Here is a 22,211-nt window from a genome sequence, read left to right as displayed (position 1 = left end):
TTCTCGGATCGGTCAGGCGAAGCGCCGGCGCAGCAGCACCACGGCCACGCCGTAGGCGGCCCAGAACAACGGGAAGGCGAGGATCACCGGGAAACGCGGCCAGGCGGCGTACTGCTCGAGGAAGCCCCAGGCGCTGAACAGACCGACCACCACGCCGCCGGCCAGCATGGCGGCGCGGGACAGCAGGAAACGCAGGAATTCGTCCGGCTCGCTGCGCAGGTAGCGGTCGAATACATAGAGCATCGCCAGCAGTGGCAGCGCCGGAGAAGCGGCGGCCAGGACGCGCAGGGCATAAGGCAGCTTCTGCAGGTCCAGCCCCCAGCTGATCAGTGCGACCAGGGCGGAGTAAATGAACATGAGGGCGGCGCAGGACAGGGTGTAGCGGCGCAGGGCGGGATTCATCGCGGTCTCCTTGTGATGTAAAGCGAACTTAACATCGGGGTTTCTTCGATGTAAAGTAAACTTGTCATCGACAGGCCATTTGCGATCAGTCATCCCCTGACCCGCCATTCAATGACTGAATGCCGCGTCTGCGTTCACACTCGCCTTGGCTGCGCGGTATAGTCGCAGCTTGTCCGACCATTCGCCCGGCCCGGCAGAGCGCCCGGCCCGCATCGTTCGAGGATTCACCGATGAAGTTCGAAGGCACCCAGTCCTACGTCGCCACCGACGACCTCAAGCTGGCGGTCAACGCCGCCATCACCCTGCAGCGCCCGCTGCTGGTGAAAGGCGAGCCGGGCACCGGCAAGACCATGCTCGCCGAACAGCTGGCGGAGTCCTTCGGCGCCAAGCTGATCACCTGGCACATCAAGTCCACCACCAAGGCCCACCAGGGGCTCTACGAGTACGACGCGGTCAGCCGCCTGCGCGACTCGCAGTTGGGCGTGGACAAGGTCCACGACGTGCGCAACTACATCAAGAAGGGCAAGCTCTGGGAGGCCTTCGAGGCCGAAGAGCGCGTGATCCTGCTGATCGACGAGATCGACAAGGCCGACATCGAGTTCCCCAACGACCTGTTGCAGGAACTCGACAAGATGGAGTTCTACGTTTACGAGACCAACGAGACGATCAAGGCGAAACAGCGCCCGATCATCATCATCACCTCGAACAACGAGAAGGAACTGCCGGACGCCTTCCTGCGCCGCTGCTTCTTCCACTACATCGCCTTCCCCGACCGCGAGACCCTGCAGAAGATCGTCGATGTGCACTACCCGAAGATCAGCGGCACGCTGGTCAGCGAGGCGCTGGACATCTTCTTCGACGTGCGCAAGGTGCCAGGCCTGAAGAAGAAGCCCTCCACCTCCGAACTGGTGGACTGGCTGAAGCTGCTGATGGCCGACAACATCGGCGAAGCCGTGCTGCGCGAGCGCGATCCCACCAAGGCCATCCCGCCGCTGGCTGGCGCCCTGGTGAAGAACGAGCAGGATGTGCAGCTGCTGGAACGCCTGGCGTTCATGAGCCGTCGCGCCAGTCGCTGATGTTCTGGCTTTTCCCCCTCTCCCTCTGGGAGAGGGCAGGGGTGAGGGCATGGCCACCGCGCCGTGTTTCCCCCTCACCCTGACCCTCTCCCAATGGGCGAGGGGACTGTCCGATTTTCTGTGAGGGCATATCCATGCTGCTCAACCTGTTCAACGAAATGCGCGCGGCCAAGGTGCCGGTGTCGGTACGCGAGCTGCTCGACCTGATCGACGCGCTCAAGCACCGCGTCGTGTTCGCCGACATGGACGAGTTCTACTACCTCGCCCGCACCATCATGGTGAAGGACGAGCGCCATTTCGATAAGTTCGACCGGGCCTTCGGCGCCTACTTCAAGGGCCTGGAAAAGCTCGACGACCACCTCAAGGCGCTGATCCCCGAAGAGTGGCTGCGCAAGGAGTTCGAGCGCCTGCTCACCGACGAGGAGCGCGCGCAGATCCAGTCCCTGGGTGGCCTGGACAAGCTCATCGAGGAGTTCAAGAAGCGCCTGGAAGAGCAGAAGGAACGCCATGCCGGCGGCAACAAGTGGATCGGCACCGGCGGCACCAGCCCGTTCGGTTCCGGCGGCTTCAACCCCGAGGGCATCCGCGTCGGCGACGCCGGCAAGCGCCAGGGCAAGGCCGCCAAGGTGTGGGACCAGCGCGAGTACAAGAACCTCGACGACCAGGTCGAACTGGGTACGCGCAACATCAAGATCGCCCTGCGCCGCCTGCGCAAGTTCGCCCGCGAGGGCGCGGCGGAAGAGCTGGACATCGACGGCACCATCGACCACACCGCCAAGGATGCCGGGCTGCTCAACATCCAGATGCGTCCCGAGCGCCGCAACACCGTGAAGCTCCTGCTGCTGCTGGATATCGGCGGTTCCATGGATGCCCACGTGAAGGTCTGCGAGGAGCTGTTCTCGGCCTGCAAGACCGAGTTCAAGCACCTGGAGTACTTCTACTTCCACAACTTCATCTACGAGTCGGTGTGGAAGAACAACCTGCGCCGCTCCAGCGAGCGCACCGCCACCTTCGACCTGCTGCATAAATACGGGCCGGACTACAAGGTGGTGTTCGTCGGCGACGCCGCCATGGCGCCCTATGAGATCACCCAGGCCGGCGGCAGCGTCGAGCACTGGAACGAGGAAGCCGGCTACGTGTGGATGCAGCGCTTCATGGAGAAATACAAGAAGCTCATCTGGATCAACCCGTACCCGAAGGACGCCTGGAACTACACCGCCTCCACCGGTCTGGTGCGCGATCTGGTGAAGGAACAGATGTTCCCGCTGACCCTGAGCGGTCTGGAAGAGGGCATGCGCTTCCTCTCCCGTGGTTGAGTTCCTCCACGTTTGAGCGCCAGGACGGTGCACCCGCACCGTCCCGGTGTCCGCAAAGGTAACCCTGCAGTCGGGCGGGAATTGTCCCGCCCGGCGTCGAAACCCCGCCCCGTGGGGATCGATACGGCCACGCTGGGTGGCCGGCACGCAACTTGCCTCACCCTGACCTGCGCCGGCCACGGTAACATCCGCTGGCGCGCCGTAGCGTCTACGATGGGCATCGAATGAATCCTCTGACCTTCTCCCGCTCCACCTGGCTCAACTCCCTGCACATGACCTCGCTGACCGTCGCGCTGATGGAGTCCGAGGGGCACAGCCGCGAGTCCATCCTCGAGGGCAGCGGCATCACCGGCGATGACCTGCTCGACCTGCGCCGGCTGGTCAGCCCCTGGCAGGAGCAGCAGGTCTTTGGCAATGTGCAGAGCCTCGCTGGCGAGCCGGCCCTTGGCCTGCGCCTGGGCGTGCGCACGCGGATCACCGCCTACGGTCTGCTGGGGTATGCGCTGATCTCCGCGCCGACCCTGGGCGAAGCATTGCGCATCGGCCTGAGCTACCCGGTGCTGCTGGGCACCTACTTCCACCTCGCGCTGGAAGTGGACGGCGACATGGCCTGGTTGGTCGCCACCGGCTACGGCGAAGAAGAAGAGCTGCGCCCGTTCAACACCGAGCTGTGCCTGGGCTCGCTGAAGGTGGCCTGCGCCGACCTGCTTGGCCAGCCGTTGCCGCTGGTGCGCGCTGAATTCGATTACGCCGGCCCGGCCGATCGCCGCGCGGCCTACGCCACGCTGTTCGGCTGCCAGCTGGAATTTGATTGCGCGCGCAGCGCCATCGGCTTCCCGGCAAGCTGGCTGAACATGCGCCTGCCGCTGGCCGACGCAGTGACCCACCGCGAGATGCTCGAACAGTGCCGCCGGCAGAACATCGACCTGGCGGCGCGCCGCGCCTGGCTCGACAAGGTCCGCGCGATCCTCGGCGAACGCCTGCAGGAACCGCCGGGCCTGGAAGAACTGGCGCGCCGCCTGAACTGCTCCTCGCGCAGCCTGCGTCGCCACCTGCAACAGCAGCAGACCAGCTACCAGCAATTGCTCGACGAACTGCGCTTCGCCCGCGCCAAGGAACTGCTGCAGGACGGCGACATGCCGATCTACCGCATCGCCGAGGAGCTGGGCTTCAGCGAGACCGCCAGCCTGCGCCACGCCTTCCAGCGCTGGAGCGGCCAGCCGCCTAGCCACTTCCGTGCATAAAGATGCGCATGAATTCCGCTCGAAATTGTCGCAGATCAAGGATCAGCTCGGTCAGACAGGCATAGCCTTCAGGGATCCCACAAGGAAACCCTCGAGGGCCTGATCATGGCCAAGAAATTCCCGCTCAATCCTCCACATCCCGAGCGCATCTGCTGGGGCTGCGACCGCTATTGCCCGGCGACCAACCTGGCCTGCGGCAACGGCGCGGATCGCACCATGCACCCGGCCGAGATGCTCGGCGATGACTGGTACCAGTTCGGTGACTGGGGCATAGAAGCGCCCAACACGATTCCCACTGTGCAGCTGGAGCCCGCCAGCTAGCGCGCTCCCGCGCCGTTGCGGCGCCGGAATGAAGAAAGCGCGCACTCCCTCCCCGGAGCGCGCGCTTTCGCGTCATCAGCCCTTGGCGGGAGTGATGCCGTAGATCTTCTGGAAGCGGGCGATCAGGCTGACCGGCTTCTTCTCTTCCTTCTGCATCAGGTAGACCACACGCTCGCCGTTGGGGCCGCTGGCGATTTCGGTGTGGCGGAAGATCGGTTCACCCAGGCCGTTCATGTCGACCATGTCGCCGTAGCGCTGGGCCACGTAGATCACGCCTTCCTGGCGAATTTCGCCGTAGAAGCCGGCCGCCGGCGGCAGGCTCTGCTTGTAGAACTGGTAGGAGGCGATCTTCTTCGCGTCCTTGTCCTTGTCTTCGGCACGCACGACCAGCACGACGTTCTGGCCGAACTTGTCCTTCTCGCCGATTTCCTTGGTGTAGGTGGTCTTGCCGGTCACGATGTAGTCCCGGTAGACGGTGGCGTCATCGAACAGGTAGAGGGTCTCGTCGGTGCGGACCAGGTACCAGTCGTCGTTGTTGGGGGTGGCTTCCTTGCTGGCGACCGGAGCCTGAGCGGCGCAGCCGGCGAGGGCGGCGACGAGCAGGGCGAGAGATGCAGCTTTGTTGGCAGTCTTTTTATTGAACATCTTGGGGGCTTCCCTGGGTTGAAAGCCTGCGAGTTTCAACGGGCCACATAACGGATTGATGACGGCAAAATGACGAATTGTTTCCGTGCTACAGCGCCCGTATTCCGGGCGCTGTAGCTGATCGGGGAGGTGTTACGGGCGGGCTTCGAGGATCAGGTTGAACGGCGTTTGCGCCGCGCGGCGGAAGCGGCTGAAACCGGCTTCCTCGAACACCTTGCGCAGGCGTGCTTCGCCGGCCTGAGCACCCAGCCCCAGCCCGACTTCCTGGGACAGCGAATTGGGTGTGCAGATGAAGGTCGAGGCGGCATAGAACAGCCGGCCGACCGGGTTCTGGTTGTCATCCAGGTGGTCATTGGCGAAGGGTTCCACCAGCAGCACCGTGCCGTCCGCCTTCAGCGCCTGGCGTGCGTGCTGCGCGGCGCCCACCGGGTCACCCATGTCGTGCAGGCAGTCGAAGAAGCAGATCAGGTCGTAGTCGTTGCCGGGGTAATCCTTGGCGCTGGCGCGCTGGAAACTGGTGCGTTCGGCGACTTTGGCCTGCCCGGCGCGCTGGTTGGCCACGTCGATGGAAGGCTGGTGGTAGTCGAAGCCGACGAAAGTCGACGCCGGGAAGGACTGCGCCATGACGATGGTGGAGGCGCCGTGGCCGCAACCGACGTCGGCCACCCGCGCGCCGCCTTCGAGCTTGCCGACCACTTCGTCCAGGGCCGGCAGCCACTCTGCAACAAGGTGCGCGCGGTAGCCGGGACGGAAAAACTTCTCGGTGCCGGAGAACATGCAGGGGTGGTGATCGCCCCAGGCCAGGCCGCCGTCCCCGCGCATGGCGGCGACCAGCTTGTCCTTGTCGTGGTAGAGCGCCGCAACCACGGAGGCACCACCGGCGACGTACACCGGCGAGTCCTCGATGGCCAGCGCCATGGCCTGTTCCTCGGGCAGGCGGAAGTTGCCGTCCTGGTGCTCCATGTAGCCGGAGGCGGCATGGGCGCTGAGCCATTCGCGCAGCAGGCGGGCATTGCAGCCGCTGCGTTCGGCCAGTTGTGCCGGGCTCAGCCACTGGCCGTCGGCCATGGCTTTGTAGAGGCCCAGTTCCTCGCCCAGGATGAGGTTGGCGAGCATCGCCGCGCCACCCATGTCGGTGACCAGTTTGCCCATGAATTCGTTGAGTCTGGCTTCGTCCATCGCGCGATCTCCCGTGCGTAGCCGCGGGGAGGCCCGGCGGCAACCGAGGAAGGAAGGCGGCAGGCGGCGGTGCCGGATGCCGCGACGGGCGCCGGCCAACGGCGGGCACGGGACGCTGCAGGCGCAACGACGGCTCCCGCGCGGGACTGTTGCGCAAAGGCCGGCGAGGCGGCTGCCCCGCCGGCGTAACCCCTTCATTCTACGGCGGCGGATTCGGCCCGGTATCGTCGCCGACTTGCGGTGTTGCCGCTTCGTCGGCAGGCTCCGGGCGCGCCAGTTGCGGCCGCTGCAGGATCAGGTTCTGCGGTGTGCTCAGGCTGATGCCGGCCTCGCGCAGGCCGCTGAAAATGGTGAACAGCAGGTCGCTCTTGGTCGAGTACACCGCTCGCGGGCTGCTGACGTTGCCCGAGGCAGCCAGGGTCAGGCCGGTGGCGCTCAGGTCCTTGAAAGTCACTGAAGGGGCCGGCGTCTCGACGATGTTCTCGTGTTCGCTGTAGGCCTTGAGCATCAGTTCGCGGACCTTCTGCACGTCGGTATCCAGCGGCAGGGTGAGGTTGATGCCGACCACGCCCAGCGCGCTGCCCATGGTCACGTTGCGCACGTTCTGCGAGATGAACTGGGAATTCGGCACGATCACCGTGGACTGGTCGGACATCTGGATTTCCGTGGCGCGCACGTTGATCCGCCGGATGTCGCCCTCCACGCCACCGGTCAGGCTGACCCAGTCGCCGACCTTCACCGGGCGCTCGGTGAGCAGGATCAGGCCGGAGATGAAGTTCTGCACGATGGCCTGCAGGCCGAAACCGATACCCACCGACAGGGCGCTGACCACCCAGGTCAGGCTGGTGAGGTTGATGCGCAGCGCCGAGAGCACCAGCAACACCAGGATGACCATGCCGATGTAGCCCACCAGTGTCACCAGCGAGGCGCGCATGCCTGCGTCCATGCGCGTTTCCGGCAGCAGCTCGTCGGCCAGCCAGCGCTTGAGCAGGCGCAGGCCGAATAGGCCGGCGGCCAGGGTGCCGAGGGCCAGCAGGATGTCCTGCGGGACGATGTTCAGGCGCCCCAGTGACTGGCCGCTTTCCACCAGTTGCACCAGGCCCTGGAGCAGTTCGCCGGGGCTGGTGCCGGAGGTGGAGAAGGCGATCAGCAGGGTGGACAGCACCAGCAACGTGCGCCCCGCGCCGGTCAGCAGGGTGGCGAATTGCGCCTGGTGGCGCGGATCGACGCCGAGGTTTTCCGCCAGCCGCTCGCCGATCGGCTGGCGCGGCGACAGCAGTACCTCGCAAAGGTCGACGAACAGGCTCGTCAGCAGGTAGCCGGTGGCGCACACCACGCTGGCCCAGAGCAGCTTGCCGGCAAAAAAGTACGCCAGTGACAGATAGCCGGTGGCCAGTGCCAGCACGATCAGCAGCACCGTGACCAGCATTGCGAACACCAGGATGCCGGCCAGCGGCGAGGTTTCGTGGCCTTCGGCTTCGCGGCGCGCAACGCGATAGCGATACAGCGCGCTGCCGTAGAGCAGGGCCGTCGCCAGGGCGGTGAGGCCGTTGACCGCCACGGTCAACGCGAGGCTGGCGCCGCTGGAGCTGTTGATGCGATCCAGCGTGCCCAGCACCAGCAGCATCCAGGCCATCAGCCAGGGGAAGGGCGAAAGGGCGGTGGCCACTGCGTCGGGCAGGTCGGGCAGTCGCCAGGACGGCCTCTGCACGGCCAGCAGCGCGCGGCCCAGGCCGGCGGTGAAGGTGCAGAAGATCACCAGCGAGAGCATCTGGTTGCCAAGGTTGTCCATGTTGCCGCTGAGCTGGCCGTGCCAGTTCATGCCTTCGTGGATCACCGTGGCGCCGCCACCGAGGGTGAGGATGGTGGCCAGGCCGACCGCCACCGCCAGGGCGCTGCGGCGCAGGCGGCCCACCGGAATCCAGCGGATCATCGCCTTGGTCAGCAACTGCTCCAGCAGGCGCCGGCCGGGAATCCACAGCAGCAGGGCGACGAGCAGGCTGGCGATGAAGGGGGAGCGGTGCTCGGGCCGCCAGACCGTGGCGAAGGCGTCGCCGATCTGCGCGCGCATGGATTGCAGGCGCGTCAGGTCGTCGTCGGTGGGGCGGATCAGGTTCGACCAGAAGCTGGGGCTCAGCGGCGGCGGGTAGCGCGTGGCGATCTGCGAGTTGAACTGGCTGCGGCGCAGGTTGACGATCTGCGCGGCGAGGTCCTGGGCGTTCTTGTCCAACTGGTTGGCGCGCTCCAGCTGTTTCTGCAGGTCCTTCTGGGCATCCGTCAGGTCGTTGCGCTGCCGGGTCAGGCTTTCGGCCTCGTTGGGCGTGACCGGGCCGAGCACCTTGAGCTGGTCTTCGGTGCGCGACAGCGCGGTGCCGATATCGGTGGCGTTCTGCTCCGCGCGGGCCTGAACGGCCAGAGCGGACTGCCGCAGGTTCGACAGCAGGCCATCGTCGCTGTCGGCGGAGACGCGCTGGCGGATCAGTTCGAGGCGAGCGCCCAACTGCTCGACGCCAGCATCCTCGGGCAGCTCCGGCAGCTGGATGGAATCGCCGGCCTGGACATCGGTCGGCTCGTCTGCCAGCACGGCGCCAACGCCCGCCAGCAACAAGGTCAGCATCAGCAGCGCACGGCTGCAGGCGCGTACGAAGGTTTCCCGCATCTTCCCCCATCCTGTGGTCAAAACGCTTGATGATGTTCGACCGGTTCAGCCCCCGGACAATTCCCTGAGCATAGCGCCGCTGCGGTGGGTCTTTGCCGGGCCAAAGCGGATAATCAACGCATGCAGATGGTTAAGGGTCATAAATTCTGGCCACATCGATCCCCTTTTGGCCGCTTCCGCTGTTCTGCGCGAGACGGTCGCTGGGCAGAATTCCGTCACCGGACAACAAGAATCCTTCAGAGGGTACTCCCATGCTTACCGTGTACAGCGATGATCACCGCCTGCATTTCGGCCAGTCCGAACTGGTCGACGGCAAACTCCAGCCCTGCTTCGAGATGCCCAGCCGCGCGGACACCGTGCTGGCCCGCGTGAAGTCGCAGAACCTGGGCGAAATCATCGAGCCCAAGGACTTCGGCATGGAGCCGATCCTGCGCGCGCACAACACCCGCTACGTCGAATTCCTCAAGGGCGCCTGGGCCCGCTGGGCGGCCGAAGGCCACACCGGCGACCTGGTCTCCACCACCTTCCCGGGGCGCCGCCTGCTGCGCGACGGTCCGATCCCGACTGCGCTGATGGGCGAAGTGGGCCACTACAGCTTCGACACCGAGGCACCGATCACCGCCGGCACCTGGCAGGCCGTGTACAGCTCGGCCCAGGTCGCGCTGACCGCCCAGGACCACATGCGCCAGGGCGCCAGCACCGCCTTCGCCCTGTGCCGTCCGCCGGGCCACCACGCCGGCAGCGACTTCATGGGCGGCTACTGCTTCCTGAACAACGCCGCCATCGTCAGCCAGGCGTTCCTCGACCAGGGCGCCAAGCGCGTGGCCATCCTCGACGTGGACTACCACCACGGCAACGGCACCCAGGACATCTTCTACCGCCGCAACGACGTGCTGTTCGCCTCGATCCACGGCGACCCGCTGGTGGAGTACCCGTACTTCCTCGGTCACGCCAACGAGCACGGCGAAGGCGCCGGCGAGGGCTACAACCACAACTACCCGCTGCCCCATGGCACCGGCTGGGACGGCTGGTTCGCCGCGCTGGAAGACGCTTGCCGGAAGATCGCGGACTACGCGCCTGACGCGGTGGTTGTATCGCTGGGCGTGGATACGTATAAGGACGACCCGATTTCCGAGTTCAAGCTGGACAGCCCGGACTACCTGAAGATGGGCGAACGCATCGCCGCACTGGGTATTCCGACCCTGTTCATCATGGAAGGCGGTTACGCGGTGGAGGCCATCGGCGTCAACGCGGTGAACGTGCTGCAGGGCTACGAAGGCGCTGCACGCTGATAAGACGAATCGGGCGGATGAGAATCCGCCCGTTTGCTTTTCATTGCTCGCAACCTTTTGCGCGAGCGCATCCAGCTGGGGAAGGACATGAACAAGAATACCGCGCTGCGCGGCCTGCTCGCCGCCGCCACCCTCGTCACGGCCAGCGCCGCCAGCGCTGCACCGGAAGTGCGCATCTACAACTGGTTCGACTACATCGGTCCGGACACCCTCAAGGGTTTCCAGGGCGAGACCGGCATCAAGCCGCAATACGACGTCTACGACAGCAACGAAGTGCTGGAAGCCAAGCTGCTTTCCGGGCACTCGGGCTATGACGTGGTCGTGCCCAGCGACAGCTTCCTCCCCAACTACCTCAAGGCCGGCGTGTTCCAGCCGCTGGACAAGAGCAAGCTGCCGAACTGGAAGAACCTCAATCCCGCACTGCTCAAGGTGCTGGAGAGCAAGGACCCGGGCAACCAGTACGTGATGCCCTACATGTGGGGCACCAACGGCATCGCCTACAACGTCGACAAGGTCAAGGCCGTGCTTGGCGACAACGCGCCGCTGGACTCCTGGGACCTGGTGTTCAAGCCGGAAAACCTCGCCAAGCTGAAATCCTGTGGCGTGGCCTTCCTCGACTCGCCCACCGAGGTGATCCCGCAGGTCCTGCATTACCTGGGCCTGTCGCCCAACAGCCACAACCCGGACGACTACAAGAAGGCCGAGGCACTGCTGGCGAAGCTGCGCCCGAACATCACCTACTTCAGTTCCTCGAAGTTCGTCACTGACCTCGCCAACGGCGACGTCTGCGTGGCCCTGGCCTGGTCCGGCGGCGCGATGCAGGCGGCCAACCGCGCCAAGGAAGCCGGCAACGGCATCCACATCGAGTACCGCATTCCCAAGGAAGGCGCCGCCGCCTGGTTCGACGTGCTGGCGATTCCGAAGGATTCGAAGAACGTCGAGCAGGCCCATGCCTTCCTCAACTACCTGCTGCGCCCGGAAGTGGTCGCGCCGATCTCCGATTACGTGGCCTACGCCAACCCCAATCAGGCGGCGGACGGGCTGATCTCCAGGGAGCTGCACGACAACCCCAACGTCTACCCGCCGGCGGACGTGCAGGCCAAGCTGTTCTCGGTGGAAATGCTGCCGCCGAAACTGGAGCGCATCCGCACCCGCACCTGGACCCAGGTGAAATCCGGGAAATAATGTCGCCTTCAGCTTCCTGAACAGCGGATTTCCGTTGGCGGCCGGCTGGCGCGAACTGGCATGATCGGCGGACTTTCTTCGAGGAAGTCCGCCGATCGTCCTTTTGGCTTCCCGCTTTTCTTCAATTGCCGTGCCTCTTGCTGCCGAGCCTTGCCATGAACTCCCAAGCCAATATCGTCGAACGCAAGGGCGCCGACGCCTTCGCCATCCAGGTCATGACCGGCCTGTGCGTGATCTGGGGTATCCAGGCAGTGATGGTGAAACTGGCCGCGCCGGACATCGCGCCGATCATGCAGGCCTTCGGGCGCAACCTGGTGGCTGCCGTGGCGGTGGGCCTGATCATGTGCTGGCGCGGCGGCTGGGACGGCTTCCTGCGCCAGGGCACGCTCAAGGGTGGGCTGCTGGCCGGGGTGCTGTTCGCCGCCGAGTTCTTCTTCATCGCCCAGGGGCTGGTCTATACGTCGGCCTCGCACATGGCGGTGTTCATCTACACGGCGCCGATCTTCTCGGCGCTGGCGCTGCATTTCCTGCTGCCCAGCGAGCGTCTGCGGCCGCTGCAGTGGCTGGGGATCGGCGTGTGCTTCGGCGGCATCGCGATGTGCTTCGGCGGTGGCTTCGACTTCGCCAACCTGGACAGCCGCATGCTGCTGGGCGATGCCTTCGGCGTACTTGCCGGGTTCGCCTGGGGCATGACCACGGTGGCGGTGCGCACCACGCGGCTGTCCGAGGCCAAACCGATCCTGACGCTGTTCTACCAGTTGCTGATAGCCGCACTGCTGCTGCCCTTCGCCGCACTGGCGCTGGGCAATACCCATGACGTCAGCTTCACCGCCATCGGCGTGGGTAGTGTGCTGTTCCAGGGGCTGGTGGTTTCGTTCTTCAGCTACTTCACCTGGTTCTGGCTGCTGCGCCGCTACCTGGCGTCGAACCTGGCAGTGTTTTCCTTCATGACGCCGATGTTCGGTATCGCTTTCGGCGTGCTGATTCTTGGCGAGCCGCTGACCCTGAATTTCATCGCGGGCGCCGTGCTGGTACTGGCGGGCATCACGCTGGTAAGCAGCGAGCAGTGGATTCGCCGGATGCTTCGCCGCTGAGTTGGGAAATGTCGTGCTCTTGATTCAGGTCAGGCGCTGCGGCGGGGGAAGACGATAGTCTTTGTTGCAAGGAGTGAGTGGCACGGGCGGAGAGTGGGACGCCGGGCTATTCTTCCTAGGGCGGCCCATGGTGGTAACGGGCCGCCCGACCTGAATTCGTACAAGGAGGCATTCCATGAAAGTCTGGCTGCAAAGCATTGCGTGGAAACTCGGTGTCGCGCTCGGCCTGATCGAGCCTCCACGTCTGCAACCCATCCCTGTCCGCCGCGACGAGCAACGTCGCCTGATGGAGCAGCGCCGGCGCTACTGATCGCGCCCTGCCCATCGCAAAAGGAAAACCCGCCAGCTGGCGGGTTTTTTGTTTTGGCTCTTCACGGATCGCCCGTTATTTGTGGGCGTTGAACCAGTCGTCGATCATCACCTTCAGCCGCTCCCCGGAGAAGCTGTCGAAGTGCCCGCCATGCACGGTACGCACCGGCAGCTCGCGCAGGCGCGCCAGGCTCGCGGCGTAGTCGTCGAGGTTGGAGTGGTAGGCGTCCTCGATGAGCGGGCCGTCGTAGATGATGTCGCCGGAGAACAGCGTCTGCGTCTTCTCCTCCCACAGGCTGATGCCGCCCGGCGAATGGCCGGGGGTGTGCAGCACCTGCAGGGTACGGTCACCAAGGTCGAGCACGTCGCCTTCATCGATGGTGCGGGTCGCCGGTGCGGCCTTGACGCGGTATTCGGCGTAGCACAGCGGGCAGTCCGGGTGCGCGTCGAACATCTCGTCGTCGACGAAGGCGGTGGCCAGGGTGCGTTCGCCGTCGGGGCTGGCCAGGATGTCCGCTTCGGCCGGGTGCACCAGGCGCTCGTCGAACTCGTGGTGGCCGGCGATGTGGTCGAAGTGGGTGTGGCTGGCCACGGCCAGCAGCGGGCGGTCGGTGAGCCAGGGCAGTTGTTCGCGCAGGCTGACCAGGCCGGAGCCACTGTCCACCAGCACGTCGCGCTCGCGTCCCTGGATGTGCCACATGTTGCAGCGATAGAAGGGGCGGACGTAAGGCTCGTGGATCAGGCTGACGCCGTCGTAGCAGTGACGGACCTCGAACCAGCGGTCACGGGTGACGATCTTCATGAGTCGGATTCCGGGTGGGATGCGCGACGCGTCCAGCGCGCGGATCGCGGGTGACTGTGCATTCACCCTAACCTCTCCCAGAGGGAGAGGGAACCGTTCGGAACCTGGGGGGGAGTGGCCGGCGCCGGTAGCTGCGCCAGACACCCGGCTCCGCGCGTTTCCCGCTCCCTCTGGGAGAGGGCAGGGCGGCGGGGCGGGTTGTGGATAACCCGCCCCGCCTGCGTGGACTTACGCTCAGGGCGCGAAGGGCGCCGCTTCCATCACTTCCACGATCAGCGGGCGATCGCTCGGCGCGGTGCGCAGCAGCTCCTGCAGGTGGTCGTGGTCGCGGGCGCGCTCGGCGGCGCAGCCGAAGCCCCTGGCGATGGCGAGGAAGTCCGGGGTGTAGATGTCCACGCCCAGCGGGGTGATGTCGCGGCGTTCCATGTAGCGCTTGATCTCGCCGTAGCCGTGGTTGTTCCACAGCAGCACAACGATGCCCACCTTCGCTTCCACGGCGCTGGCCAGTTCGGTCATGGTGAACTGCAGGCCACCGTCGCCCATCAGGCTGATCACCGGGCGGCCCGGCTCGCCGAGCTTGGCGCCGATGGCGGCCGGCAGGCCGTAGCCCAGGGTGCCGTAGCCGGTGGAGGCGTTGAACCAGCGGCGGCCGCCGTCCAGTTCCACCAGGTGGTTGCCGCTGTAGACGGTCTGGGTCGAGTCGCCGACGAAGCGCGCGTCGGGCAGCACTTCGAGGATCTTGTCGAACAGGGTGCGGTAGTGTGCCCAGCCGCTGAAGTCCTCGGCCAGTTGCGCGCGCACCTTGGCCGCGCGCTGGGCGCCGGGGCTGGCGGTGTCGGCCTCGCGGGCCGGCAGCAGTTCCAGCAGGGCGCGCATGGCGGTGCGGGCGTCGGCCTGGATGGCGATCTGCGGCGCGAAGTTGCGCATCAGCTGCTGCGGGTCGATGTCGATGCGGATCAGCTCGCCGCCGATCTTGAAGTTGCCGTCGAACACCACGTCGTAGTCGGTCTCGCCCAGCTCGGTGCCGATGGCCAGCACCACGTCGGCCTCCAGCGCCAGTTCACGGACCGGAATCAGCGACTGGTTGCTGCCGATCAGCAGCGGGTGGTCCGGCTGCAGCAGGCCCTTGGCGTTGATGGTCTGCGCGGTCGGCGCGTCCAGGGCTATAGCCAGCGCGCGGGCTTCGGCCTGGGCGGCGACGCAGCCGCCACCGAGCAGCAGCAGCGGCTTCTGCGCCTTGGCCAGTTTGGCGGCGGCCTCGTGCAGCGGCGAGCGTGCCGGAGCGGGGCGCGCCAGTTGCACACGCGGCAGCACCTGCATGTGGTCGGCCGGGGCGGTGATGATGTCCAGCGGCAGCTCGATGTGTACCGGGCGCGGGCGCTCGCTGTCGAATACGGCGAAGGCGCGGGCCAGCACGGCGGGCAGCTCGTCGACGCTCATCAGGGTGTGGCTGAAGGCGCTGACGCCGGCAACCATGGCGCGCTGGTTCGGCAGCTCGTGCAGGTAGCCGTTGCCGTGGGCCAGGCGCGCGCGCTCGTTGACGCTCGAGATCACCAGCATGGGGATGGAGTCGGCGTAGGCCTGGCCCATGGCGGTGAGGATGTTGGTCATGCCCGGGCCGGTGATGATGAAGCAGGTGCCCGGCTTGCCGGTGACGCGTGCGTAGCCGTCGGCCATGAAGCCGGCGCCCTGTTCGTGGCGCGGGGTGATGTGGCGGATGCCGCTATGGGGCAGGCCGCGGTACAGCTCGACGGTGTGGACGCCGGGGATACCGAAGACGGTATCGACGCCCCAGGCTTCGAGTTGCTTGACGAGGAATTCGCCGCAGGTGGTCATGGCAGTTCCTTACTATTCGTGGGTGAGGTCATCATGCAAAAGGGCGCGGAGATCAGCTCGCCGCGCCCTCTTGCCTAGCGCAAGTGCTTATCAGGCCGCGTCGGCTACCGGCGCCGGGCGGGGCGACAGCAGGCTGACGACGATGAAGCTGACCAGGCCGATGGCCAGGCTGTAGTAGATCGGGGTGTTGGCGTCGAGGCCATCCTTGAACATGAACACCAGGGCGGTGATGAAGCCCAGGGCCATGCTGGTGATGGCGCCGGCGGTGGTGGCGCGCTTCCAGTAGATCGCACCGATCAGCGGGATCAGCATGCCGCCCACCAGCAGGTTGTACGCCAGGGTCAGGGCGTTGAGCACGTCGTTCACCACCAGGGCGATGCCCAGTACCACGATACCGGTGAGCAGGGTGCAGATGCGGTTCAGGCTCAGGCGGGTGGAACGCTGGCCGGTGAAGATCGGCAGCAGGTCTTCGGTGATGGTGGTGGAAGCGGCGAGCAGGCCGGCGCTGGCGGTGGACATCATCGCGGCCAGGGCTGCGGCGATCACCAGGCCACGGATGCCGTCCGGCAGGGCGGCGCTGACGATGGCGGCGAAGGCGTTGTTGACGTTGTCCAGGTCAGGCAGCAGGACCTTGGCGCACATGCCGATCAGCGCGCCGACCAGGCCGTAGATCACGCAGTACACGCCAGCGGCGGTGCCGGCGTACTTGGTGACCTTGTCGTCGCGGGCGGTGAACACGCGCTGCCAGATGTCCTGGCCGATCAGGATGCCGAAGAAGTAGATCAGGAAGTAGGTGATGATCGTGTCGTAGCCGATGGTGTGGAAGCTGAAGGCGGTCGCCGGCAGCTTGGCCACCAGCTCGTCCCAACCGCCCACGCGGTACAGGCAGATCGGCAGCAGGATGAACATCAGGCCGACGGTCTTGATGATGAACTGCACGATGTCGGTGAGGGTCAGCGACCACATGCCGCCGATGGTGGAGTAGATCACCACGACGCCGCCGCCGAGCAGCACGGACACCCAGAACGGCAGGCCGAACAGGACCTGCATCACGGTGCCGATGGCCAGGGTGGAGACCACGCCGATCATCAGTGCGTAGGCGAACATGATCACCGCCGACGCCTGGCGAGCCATCGGGTTGTAGCGACGCTCCAGGACCTGGGTGACGGTGAAGATGCGCAGCTTGAGCAGCGGCTTGGCGAGGAACAGGTTCAGCGCGATGATGCCGGCGCCCAGGGCGGCGCACAGCCAGAAGCCGGAGATGCCATGGACGTAGCCCAGGCGCACGGTGCCCACGGTGGAGGCGCCGCCCAGTACGGTAGCGGCCATGGTGCCCATGTAGAACGCCGGGCCGAGGTTGCGGCCGGCCACGAGGTAGTCTTCGTGGGTCTTGGCGCGGCGCATGCCGTACCAGCCCAGCCACAACATGCCAGCGGCATATATCAGTACGACGATCAGATCTAACGCCATGGTCGGCTCCTCACACTTGCATTGTCATTGTTGCCGCGCGCTTGTGGCGTGCGGTAGGGCATCGGACCGGCGGCAACCGGTCCGATGGGGGCTTTCAGGTAGAGCGTTTCGCGTCAGGCCACGAAGCCTGGATCAGGCCGTCGGCTCGCTGATGCTGCGGACCGGGCGGTCATGGCTGCCGACCCAGCGCGGGCCCTTTGGGCCATAGACGCCAGCGGGTTCGGGGAAGGTGCGCAGCAGGGCGACGTAGAGCAGGGCGGCCATGCCGAGGGTCACCGGCAGGCTGATGTCGATACCGCCGGCCAGGTTGCCCAGCGGGCCGACGAACTGGCCCGGCAGGTTGACGAAGCACAGGCCCATGACCGCGCTCGGGATCCACGCACCCATGCCACGCCAGTTCCAGCCGTTGTGGAACCAGTAGGCGCCGCCTTCCTGGCCACGGGTGAACACCTGCAGGTCATCGGCGTGGTAGAAGCCACGGCGGATCACCAGGCCGAGGATCATGATCACCATCCAGGGGCTGGTACAGGTGATGATCAGCACGGCGAAGGTGGACACGCTCTGCACCAGGTTCGCGGCGAAGCGACCGATGAAGATGAAGGCGATGGACAGCAGGCCGATCAGCAGAGTGGCCTGCACGCGGTTGAGCAGGCGCGGGAACACGCTGGACATGTCCAGGCCGGTGCCATACAGCGAGGTGGTGCCGGTGGACATGCCGCCGATCACCGCGATCAGGCACACCGGCAGGAAGAACCAGCTCGGCGAAACGGCCAGCAGGCCGCCGACATAGTTGTTCTGCGCGATGTAGTCCGGCGCGTTGACCGCAACGATGGTGGCGGTGGCCAGGCCGAACAGGAACGGGATCAGGGTCGCCAGCTGGGCGCAGATCACCGCCAGCATGATGCGCTTCTGCGAAGTCTGGCGCGGGATGTAACGGGCCCAGTCACCGAGGAACGCGCCGAAGGATACCGGGTTGCTCATGGCCAGCAGGGCGGCGCCGATGAAGGCGGCCCAGAAACCTTCGCTGCCCATCTGCACGGTGCCGGCGTAGCCAGCGTCGAACGGGCCGGAGAAGGCGAACAGGCCGAGCAGGAACAGCAGGCTCGCGGCCCACACGGCGATCTTGTTGACCATCAGCATGAAGCGGAAGCCGTAGATGCAGACGATCAGCACCAGCACGGCGAACAGGCCGTAGGCCAGGCCCAGGGTCAGGTCGGTTTCCGGCAGGTCGAACAGGCGCTTGGCGCCGCCGATCAGCGCATCGCCCGAGCTCCATACGGAGAGGGAGAAGAAGGCCACGGCGGTGAGCAGCGACAGGAACGAGCCGACGATCCGCCCGTGCACGCCGAAGTGGGCGCCCGAGGAGACCGCGTTGTTGGTGCCGTTGAGCGGGCCGAACAGGCCCATGGGCGCGAGGATGATCGAACCGACCAGCACGCCGAGGACGATGGCCCAGACGCCGGCCTGGAACGACAGCCCGAAGAGCACCGGGAAGCTGCCGAGCACGGCGGTGGCGAAGGTGTTGGCGCCACCGAAGATCATGCGGAACAGGTCGGTGGGCGTGGCGTTGCGTTCGCTATCCGGGATCTGTTCGACCCCGAATGTCTCGATCGTTGTGATTGCGTGTGCTTTGTTCTTGTTATCCATGACTTCCTCCCGGGGAGCCCTGTCTTTATGGCGTCGGAGACGGTGACAGGTGCTCGTGTGTGGCCAGCCAGCGGCCCTGTTTCGGATCACGGCGGAAGACGATGGTCTCCCGTTCGTGGTTCAGGCTTTCCTCTCCCTGGATGCGCAGCCGCGTGGCGACGTCGTGGCAGAACACGGCCACGTCTTCGCCCTGCAGGCTCACAAAGGTGTTGCTCGAAAGGCAGTCAAGGACCTCGAAACCATCGTCACGCAGCCAGCTTTCCCACACCTCGCGGTAAGCCGCGCGCGAGAGCAGCGGCTGCGGCCAGGTGTGGAAGATGAAACTGGCGTCTTCGCTGAAGGCGGCGAAGTAGGCTTCGGTGTCGGTGCGCGCGAAGGCTGCCACGAGAACGCGGGCAGCCTCCAGCACCTGTGCTACGCAGGCGTCGTTATTCATGTGTGTGCTCGTGCGCTCAGCGGCGCTCTACGCCCGGGAGGATGCAGAGCATTTCGTACAGCAGGTTGGCGCCGAGCAACGAGGTGTTGCCGGTGGTGTCGTAGGGCGGGGAGACCTCGACCAGGTCGCAGCCGATGATGTCCAGGCCCTGGCAGCCACGGACGATCTCGATCGCCTGGATGGTGGTCAGGCCGCCGATTTCCGGGGTGCCGGTACCGGGCGCCCAGGCCGGGTCGATGCCGTCGATATCGAAGGACAGGTAGACCGGGCCGCCGCCGACTTTCTCGCGGACTTCGGCCATCAGCGGTTCCAGCGACTTGTGCCAGCACTCTTCGGCCTGCACCACGCGGAAGCCCTGCTTGCGGCTCCAGTTGAAGTCTTCGGCGGTGTAGCCCTGCGCACGCAGGCCGATCTGCACCACGCGGTCGCAGTCCAGCAGGCCTTCTTCCACCGCGCGGCGGAAGGTGGTGCCGTGGGCGATCCTCTCGCCGAACATGTGGTCGTTCACATCGGCGTGGGCGTCGATGTGAACCAGGCCGACCTTGCCGTGCTTCTTGTGGATGGCACGCAGGATCGGCAGGGTGATGGTGTGGTCGCCGCCCAGGGTCAGGGGCAGGATGCCGTGGTCGAGGATCTTGTCGTAGGACTCCTCGATGATGCGCACCGCTTCCATCAGGTTGAAGGTGTTGATCGCCACGTCACCGATGTCGGCGATGTTCAGCGAGTCGAACGGCGCGGCGCCGGTGGCCATGTTGTACGGACGGATCATCACCGACTCGGCGCGGATTTCGCGCGGCCCGAAACGAGTACCGGAGCGCAGGGAGGTGCCGATGTCCAGGGGTACGCCGACGAAGGCGGCGTCCAGCTCGTTGAGCTCTTCGGGGGACTGGATATGCGGCAGGCGCATCATGGTGGCGATGCCGCCGAAACGCGGCATTTCGTTACCGCCCAGGGGCTGGTGAAGTTTCTTGTCCATGGGGAGGGCCTCAGGCTGATCGCTGTCTTCGTGGAAACAGGCTTGTTGAATACGTCAGGGCCGATTCTGGTCACGGGCGGTAGTGAAAAAAATCGCTGGCTACAAATAATCACTTCAGAGTTTTCTAAACTAATGGCGGTCGCTAGACTGCGCCACCTTGCCGCAGTAGACGGCCCGCCGGGCTTGTGGCCTGCGGTTCCTGAATAGATAGCTGGCTTGCTATCATCTGTTTTTCAGGTACAGAAAGTACTGAACTAGAGCGGCCCGGCCGCGGTTTTGCGGAGTCTTCATGAGCGCGAGCGCACTGCCCGACGTCAAACTGCTGCGGATTTTCGCCTGCGTGGTGCGCAGCCAGGGCTTCGCCGCCGCCCAGCAGGAGCTGAACCTGTCGACCTCGGCAATCAGCACCTACATGAGCCAGCTGGAGAACCAGCTGGGCATCGTGCTCTGCCACCGCGGCCGGGGCGGCTTCGGGCTGACCAGCAAGGGCGAGCTGTTCCACCAGGAAACCCTGCGCATCCTCGGCGAGCTGGAAGGCTTCGAGCGCTACGCGGCGACGCTCAAGGGCGAGCTGCGCGGCACCCTGAACCTCGGCGTGCTGGATTCCACCGTGAGCGACCCGGCGCTGCCGCTGGCCGATGTGATCGGCTCCTTCAGCAGCCTGCACCCGGCGGTGCACCTGCATCTGCAGGTACAGAGCCCGTACGAGCTGCAACTGGCGGTACTGGACAACCGTCTCGACCTGGCCATCGGCTCGTTCTTCAGCCGGATGAACGGCCTGGTCTACCAGCCTTTATATAGAGAGCAGCACTGGCTGTACTGCAGCGACCGCCACCCGCTGTTCGACGGTCGGCGCATCCCCGCCGAGCTGATCACCCAGCAGCGCATGGTCGGCCGTGGCTACTGGAGCCAGGCGGAGCTGGCGCGGCATGGCTTCAAGCACAGCGCCGGCACTGTGGAGAGTATGGAGGCGCAGCTGATCCTGATCCTCTCCGGCGGCTACATCGGCTACCTGCCCGAGCACTACGCACACCCCTGGGTGGAGCAGGGGCGCCTGCGCGCGCTGCTGCCGGCGACCTTTGGCTACCAGGCTCCGTTCTCGCTGATCCTGCGCCGTGGCCGCTCCCGCGAGCCACTGATCCAGAACTTCCGCGACCTGCTGCGCACCCAGCCGAGCCAGTCATGAGCCGCGCCCGCTGCCCGCGCTGCGAGCGCCCACTGAACCACTGCCTGTGCGCGCTGATCCCGCACCTGGACAACCGCACCCGCGTGCTGCTGCTGCAGCACCCGAGCGAGGTTGGGCATGCGTTGAACACCGCGCGCATGGCGGCGCTTGGCCTGGCCAATGCAGAGCTGCGGGTCGGCGAGGATTTCAGTGGCCTCGACCTGTCCGCCTGGGATGCCTGGCTGCTGTTTCCCGGTGAGTCCGCCGTGGCGCTGGCCGAGCTGGCCGCGCAGCCTGTGGATAAACCACGCCTGCTGGTGGTGCCCGACGGCACCTGGCGCAAGGCGCGCAAGCTGCTGCACCTCAACCCGAATCTCGCGGCGCTGCCGAGAGTCGTGCTGCCGGAAGGGCTGACCTCGCGTTACCGCCTGCGCAAGGCGCCGGCCGAGGGTGCGCTGTCGACCATCGAGGCGGTAGTCCATGCACTCGATGCGCTGGATGCGCCGCAGTCCCACGCGGGCCTGCTGCGTCCGTTCGATGCACTGATCGAAGGGCAGATCGCGGCGATGGGGGAGGAAACCTTCTTGCGCAACCACGGGCCGCGTAGCTCATAGCGGATGGCGGACCTTGTCCGCCATCGCGTGCATGGCACGCTCCTACAGTCGGGTGTCGTGCAGGAGCGTGCCATGCACGCGATCCGCTGGCCGGGCCGGTGGATGCCCTGCGGTCCGCGCGCGGAATCGATGGGTATCGCTGCGCTCCACACCATCCTACGTCGTGATTGTCCTGTGGATATCTACGCTTGCGGGGACAAGGTGCGGTAGCGCTCCACCAGCAGGGGAATGGCTCGCTCGCGCCAGAAAGTGCTGCTGACCATCCCGCTGGACATGCCGCCGTGGGCATGTCGCGGCAGGTGCACGTGGCTGGGATGACCCAGGCCGATGCCGGCCAGTTGCTCGAAAAGCCGCGTGAGCAGCTGCGTCAGCTCCGTCTCGCTGGCGGGCCAGGGCGTGGCGGTGAGGTGCTCGGCCATTTCCCGCCACAGGTACGGGTCGCCGCGCAGGCCCCACTGGATGGGTTCTTCGTGGAAGAGGTCGGCCACTGAGGTGAGACGGGACATGGGGGACTTCCTTGTGGAGTGTTGCTGGGGCCGCGTT

Annotated in this window: 21 protein-coding genes; 10 read left to right on the top strand and 11 right to left on the bottom strand. The window is 65.8% G+C overall.

From position 1 onward, the window contains the following. Positions 1 to 12 precede the first annotated feature (12 nt). Complete coding sequence (locus IB261_RS21690) at positions 13 to 402, bottom strand: hypothetical protein (protein WP_081520322.1); 390 nt, start codon at positions 400 to 402, stop codon at positions 13 to 15. A gap of 230 nt (positions 403 to 632) precedes the next feature. Here IB261_RS21690 and IB261_RS21685 point away from each other — a divergent pair, with 230 nt between their 5' ends. The 4 genes from IB261_RS21685 to IB261_RS21670 all read left to right on the top strand — a co-directional run bounded on the left by IB261_RS21685 (position 633) and on the right by IB261_RS21670 (position 4,359). Continuing rightward, on the top strand, positions 633 to 1,478 hold the full coding sequence (locus IB261_RS21685; RefSeq protein WP_151187902.1) for an AAA family ATPase: 846 nt from the start codon (positions 633 to 635) through the stop codon (positions 1,476 to 1,478). A gap of 134 nt (positions 1,479 to 1,612) precedes the next feature. Further along, complete coding sequence (locus IB261_RS21680) at positions 1,613 to 2,794, top strand: vWA domain-containing protein (RefSeq protein ID WP_192381168.1); 1,182 nt, start codon at positions 1,613 to 1,615, stop codon at positions 2,792 to 2,794. Between the two features lie 224 nt (positions 2,795 to 3,018). Then, complete coding sequence (locus tag IB261_RS21675; RefSeq protein ID WP_151187901.1) at positions 3,019 to 4,038, top strand: AraC family transcriptional regulator; 1,020 nt, start codon at positions 3,019 to 3,021, stop codon at positions 4,036 to 4,038. Positions 4,039 to 4,143: 105 nt separating this feature from the next. Further along, positions 4,144 to 4,359, top strand: coding sequence for a DUF3079 domain-containing protein (locus tag IB261_RS21670; protein WP_081520326.1), 216 nt, complete (start codon positions 4,144 to 4,146; stop codon positions 4,357 to 4,359). A gap of 75 nt (positions 4,360 to 4,434) precedes the next feature. Here IB261_RS21670 and IB261_RS21665 read toward each other — a convergent pair whose 3' ends face one another. From IB261_RS21665 to IB261_RS21655, 3 genes are all read right to left on the bottom strand, one after another. After that, positions 4,435 to 5,004, bottom strand: a complete 570-nt coding sequence (locus IB261_RS21665) for a hypothetical protein (RefSeq protein ID WP_192381169.1) — start codon at positions 5,002 to 5,004, stop codon at positions 4,435 to 4,437. 132 nt (positions 5,005 to 5,136) lie between these two features. Then, on the bottom strand, positions 5,137 to 6,183 hold the full coding sequence (locus IB261_RS21660; protein ID WP_192381170.1) for a class I SAM-dependent methyltransferase: 1,047 nt from the start codon (positions 6,181 to 6,183) through the stop codon (positions 5,137 to 5,139). Positions 6,184 to 6,382: 199 nt separating this feature from the next. Continuing rightward, positions 6,383 to 8,842, bottom strand: coding sequence for a DUF3772 domain-containing protein (locus tag IB261_RS21655; protein ID WP_192381171.1), 2,460 nt, complete (start codon positions 8,840 to 8,842; stop codon positions 6,383 to 6,385). Positions 8,843 to 9,093: 251 nt separating this feature from the next. Here IB261_RS21655 and IB261_RS21650 point away from each other — a divergent pair, with 251 nt between their 5' ends. The 4 genes from IB261_RS21650 (at position 9,094) to IB261_RS21635 (ending at position 12,723) form a co-directional block, all read left to right on the top strand. Further along, a complete protein-coding gene (locus IB261_RS21650; RefSeq protein ID WP_081520330.1) occupies positions 9,094 to 10,134 on the top strand; it encodes a histone deacetylase family protein in 1,041 nt (346 codons plus the stop codon). A gap of 87 nt (positions 10,135 to 10,221) precedes the next feature. After that, positions 10,222 to 11,319, top strand: a complete 1,098-nt coding sequence (locus tag IB261_RS21645; protein WP_081520354.1) for an extracellular solute-binding protein — start codon at positions 10,222 to 10,224, stop codon at positions 11,317 to 11,319. A 155-nt stretch (positions 11,320 to 11,474) separates the two neighbouring features. After that, entirely contained in the window at positions 11,475 to 12,413 is a 939-nt protein-coding gene (locus IB261_RS21640; RefSeq protein ID WP_192381172.1) for a DMT family transporter, read from the top strand. Positions 12,414 to 12,588: 175 nt separating this feature from the next. Then, the gene (locus IB261_RS21635) at positions 12,589 to 12,723 is read left to right on the top strand and encodes a PA1414 family protein (RefSeq protein ID WP_263866012.1); all 135 of its coding nucleotides are present in this window, start codon (positions 12,589 to 12,591) and stop codon (positions 12,721 to 12,723) included. A 75-nt stretch (positions 12,724 to 12,798) separates the two neighbouring features. On the opposite strand, the gene IB261_RS21630 is transcribed toward IB261_RS21635, so the two are convergent. From IB261_RS21630 to speB, 6 genes are all read right to left on the bottom strand, one after another. Continuing rightward, entirely contained in the window at positions 12,799 to 13,524 is a 726-nt protein-coding gene (locus IB261_RS21630; protein WP_192381173.1) for an MBL fold metallo-hydrolase, read from the bottom strand. A gap of 234 nt (positions 13,525 to 13,758) precedes the next feature. Further along, positions 13,759 to 15,360, bottom strand: a complete 1,602-nt coding sequence (locus tag IB261_RS21625) for a 5-guanidino-2-oxopentanoate decarboxylase (RefSeq protein WP_081520333.1) — start codon at positions 15,358 to 15,360, stop codon at positions 13,759 to 13,761. Positions 15,361 to 15,450: 90 nt separating this feature from the next. Continuing rightward, positions 15,451 to 16,830: a sodium:solute symporter family protein gene (locus IB261_RS21620; RefSeq protein WP_081520334.1), complete on the bottom strand. Its 1,380-nt coding sequence runs from the start codon at positions 16,828 to 16,830 to the stop codon at positions 15,451 to 15,453. Between the two features lie 132 nt (positions 16,831 to 16,962). Beyond that, a complete protein-coding gene (locus IB261_RS21615; protein ID WP_192381174.1) occupies positions 16,963 to 18,477 on the bottom strand; it encodes a purine-cytosine permease family protein in 1,515 nt (504 codons plus the stop codon). Between the two features lie 25 nt (positions 18,478 to 18,502). Continuing rightward, positions 18,503 to 18,913 carry a YybH family protein gene (locus IB261_RS21610; RefSeq protein ID WP_192224155.1) on the bottom strand — a complete coding sequence of 137 codons (411 nt, stop codon included), beginning with the start codon at positions 18,911 to 18,913 and terminating at the stop codon, positions 18,503 to 18,505. Positions 18,914 to 18,929: 16 nt separating this feature from the next. After that, on the bottom strand, positions 18,930 to 19,889 hold the full coding sequence (gene speB / locus IB261_RS21605) for an agmatinase (protein WP_192381175.1): 960 nt from the start codon (positions 19,887 to 19,889) through the stop codon (positions 18,930 to 18,932). Positions 19,890 to 20,178: 289 nt separating this feature from the next. Between speB and IB261_RS21600 the strand changes: the two genes are divergently transcribed. Both IB261_RS21600 and IB261_RS21595 read left to right on the top strand, forming a co-directional pair. Then, on the top strand, positions 20,179 to 21,075 hold the full coding sequence (locus IB261_RS21600) for a LysR family transcriptional regulator (protein WP_024765259.1): 897 nt from the start codon (positions 20,179 to 20,181) through the stop codon (positions 21,073 to 21,075). Further along, positions 21,072 to 21,668 carry a tRNA-uridine aminocarboxypropyltransferase gene (locus tag IB261_RS21595; RefSeq protein WP_192381176.1) on the top strand — a complete coding sequence of 199 codons (597 nt, stop codon included), beginning with the start codon at positions 21,072 to 21,074 and terminating at the stop codon, positions 21,666 to 21,668. The genes IB261_RS21600 and IB261_RS21595 overlap by 4 nt, the downstream gene beginning before the upstream one ends. Positions 21,669 to 21,850: 182 nt before the next feature. On the opposite strand, the gene IB261_RS21590 is transcribed toward IB261_RS21595, so the two are convergent. Continuing rightward, a complete protein-coding gene (locus IB261_RS21590) occupies positions 21,851 to 22,174 on the bottom strand; it encodes a hypothetical protein (RefSeq protein ID WP_081520339.1) in 324 nt (107 codons plus the stop codon). Positions 22,175 to 22,211: the final 37 nt, after the last annotated feature.

Origin of the sequence: Pseudomonas sp. PDM20, assembly GCF_014852575.3 — a bacterium.
Taxonomy (GTDB): Bacteria; Pseudomonadota; Gammaproteobacteria; order Pseudomonadales; family Pseudomonadaceae; genus Pseudomonas.
Note: the sequence above shows the minus strand (reverse complement) of the source record. Positions and strands in the feature narration are given on the sequence as shown.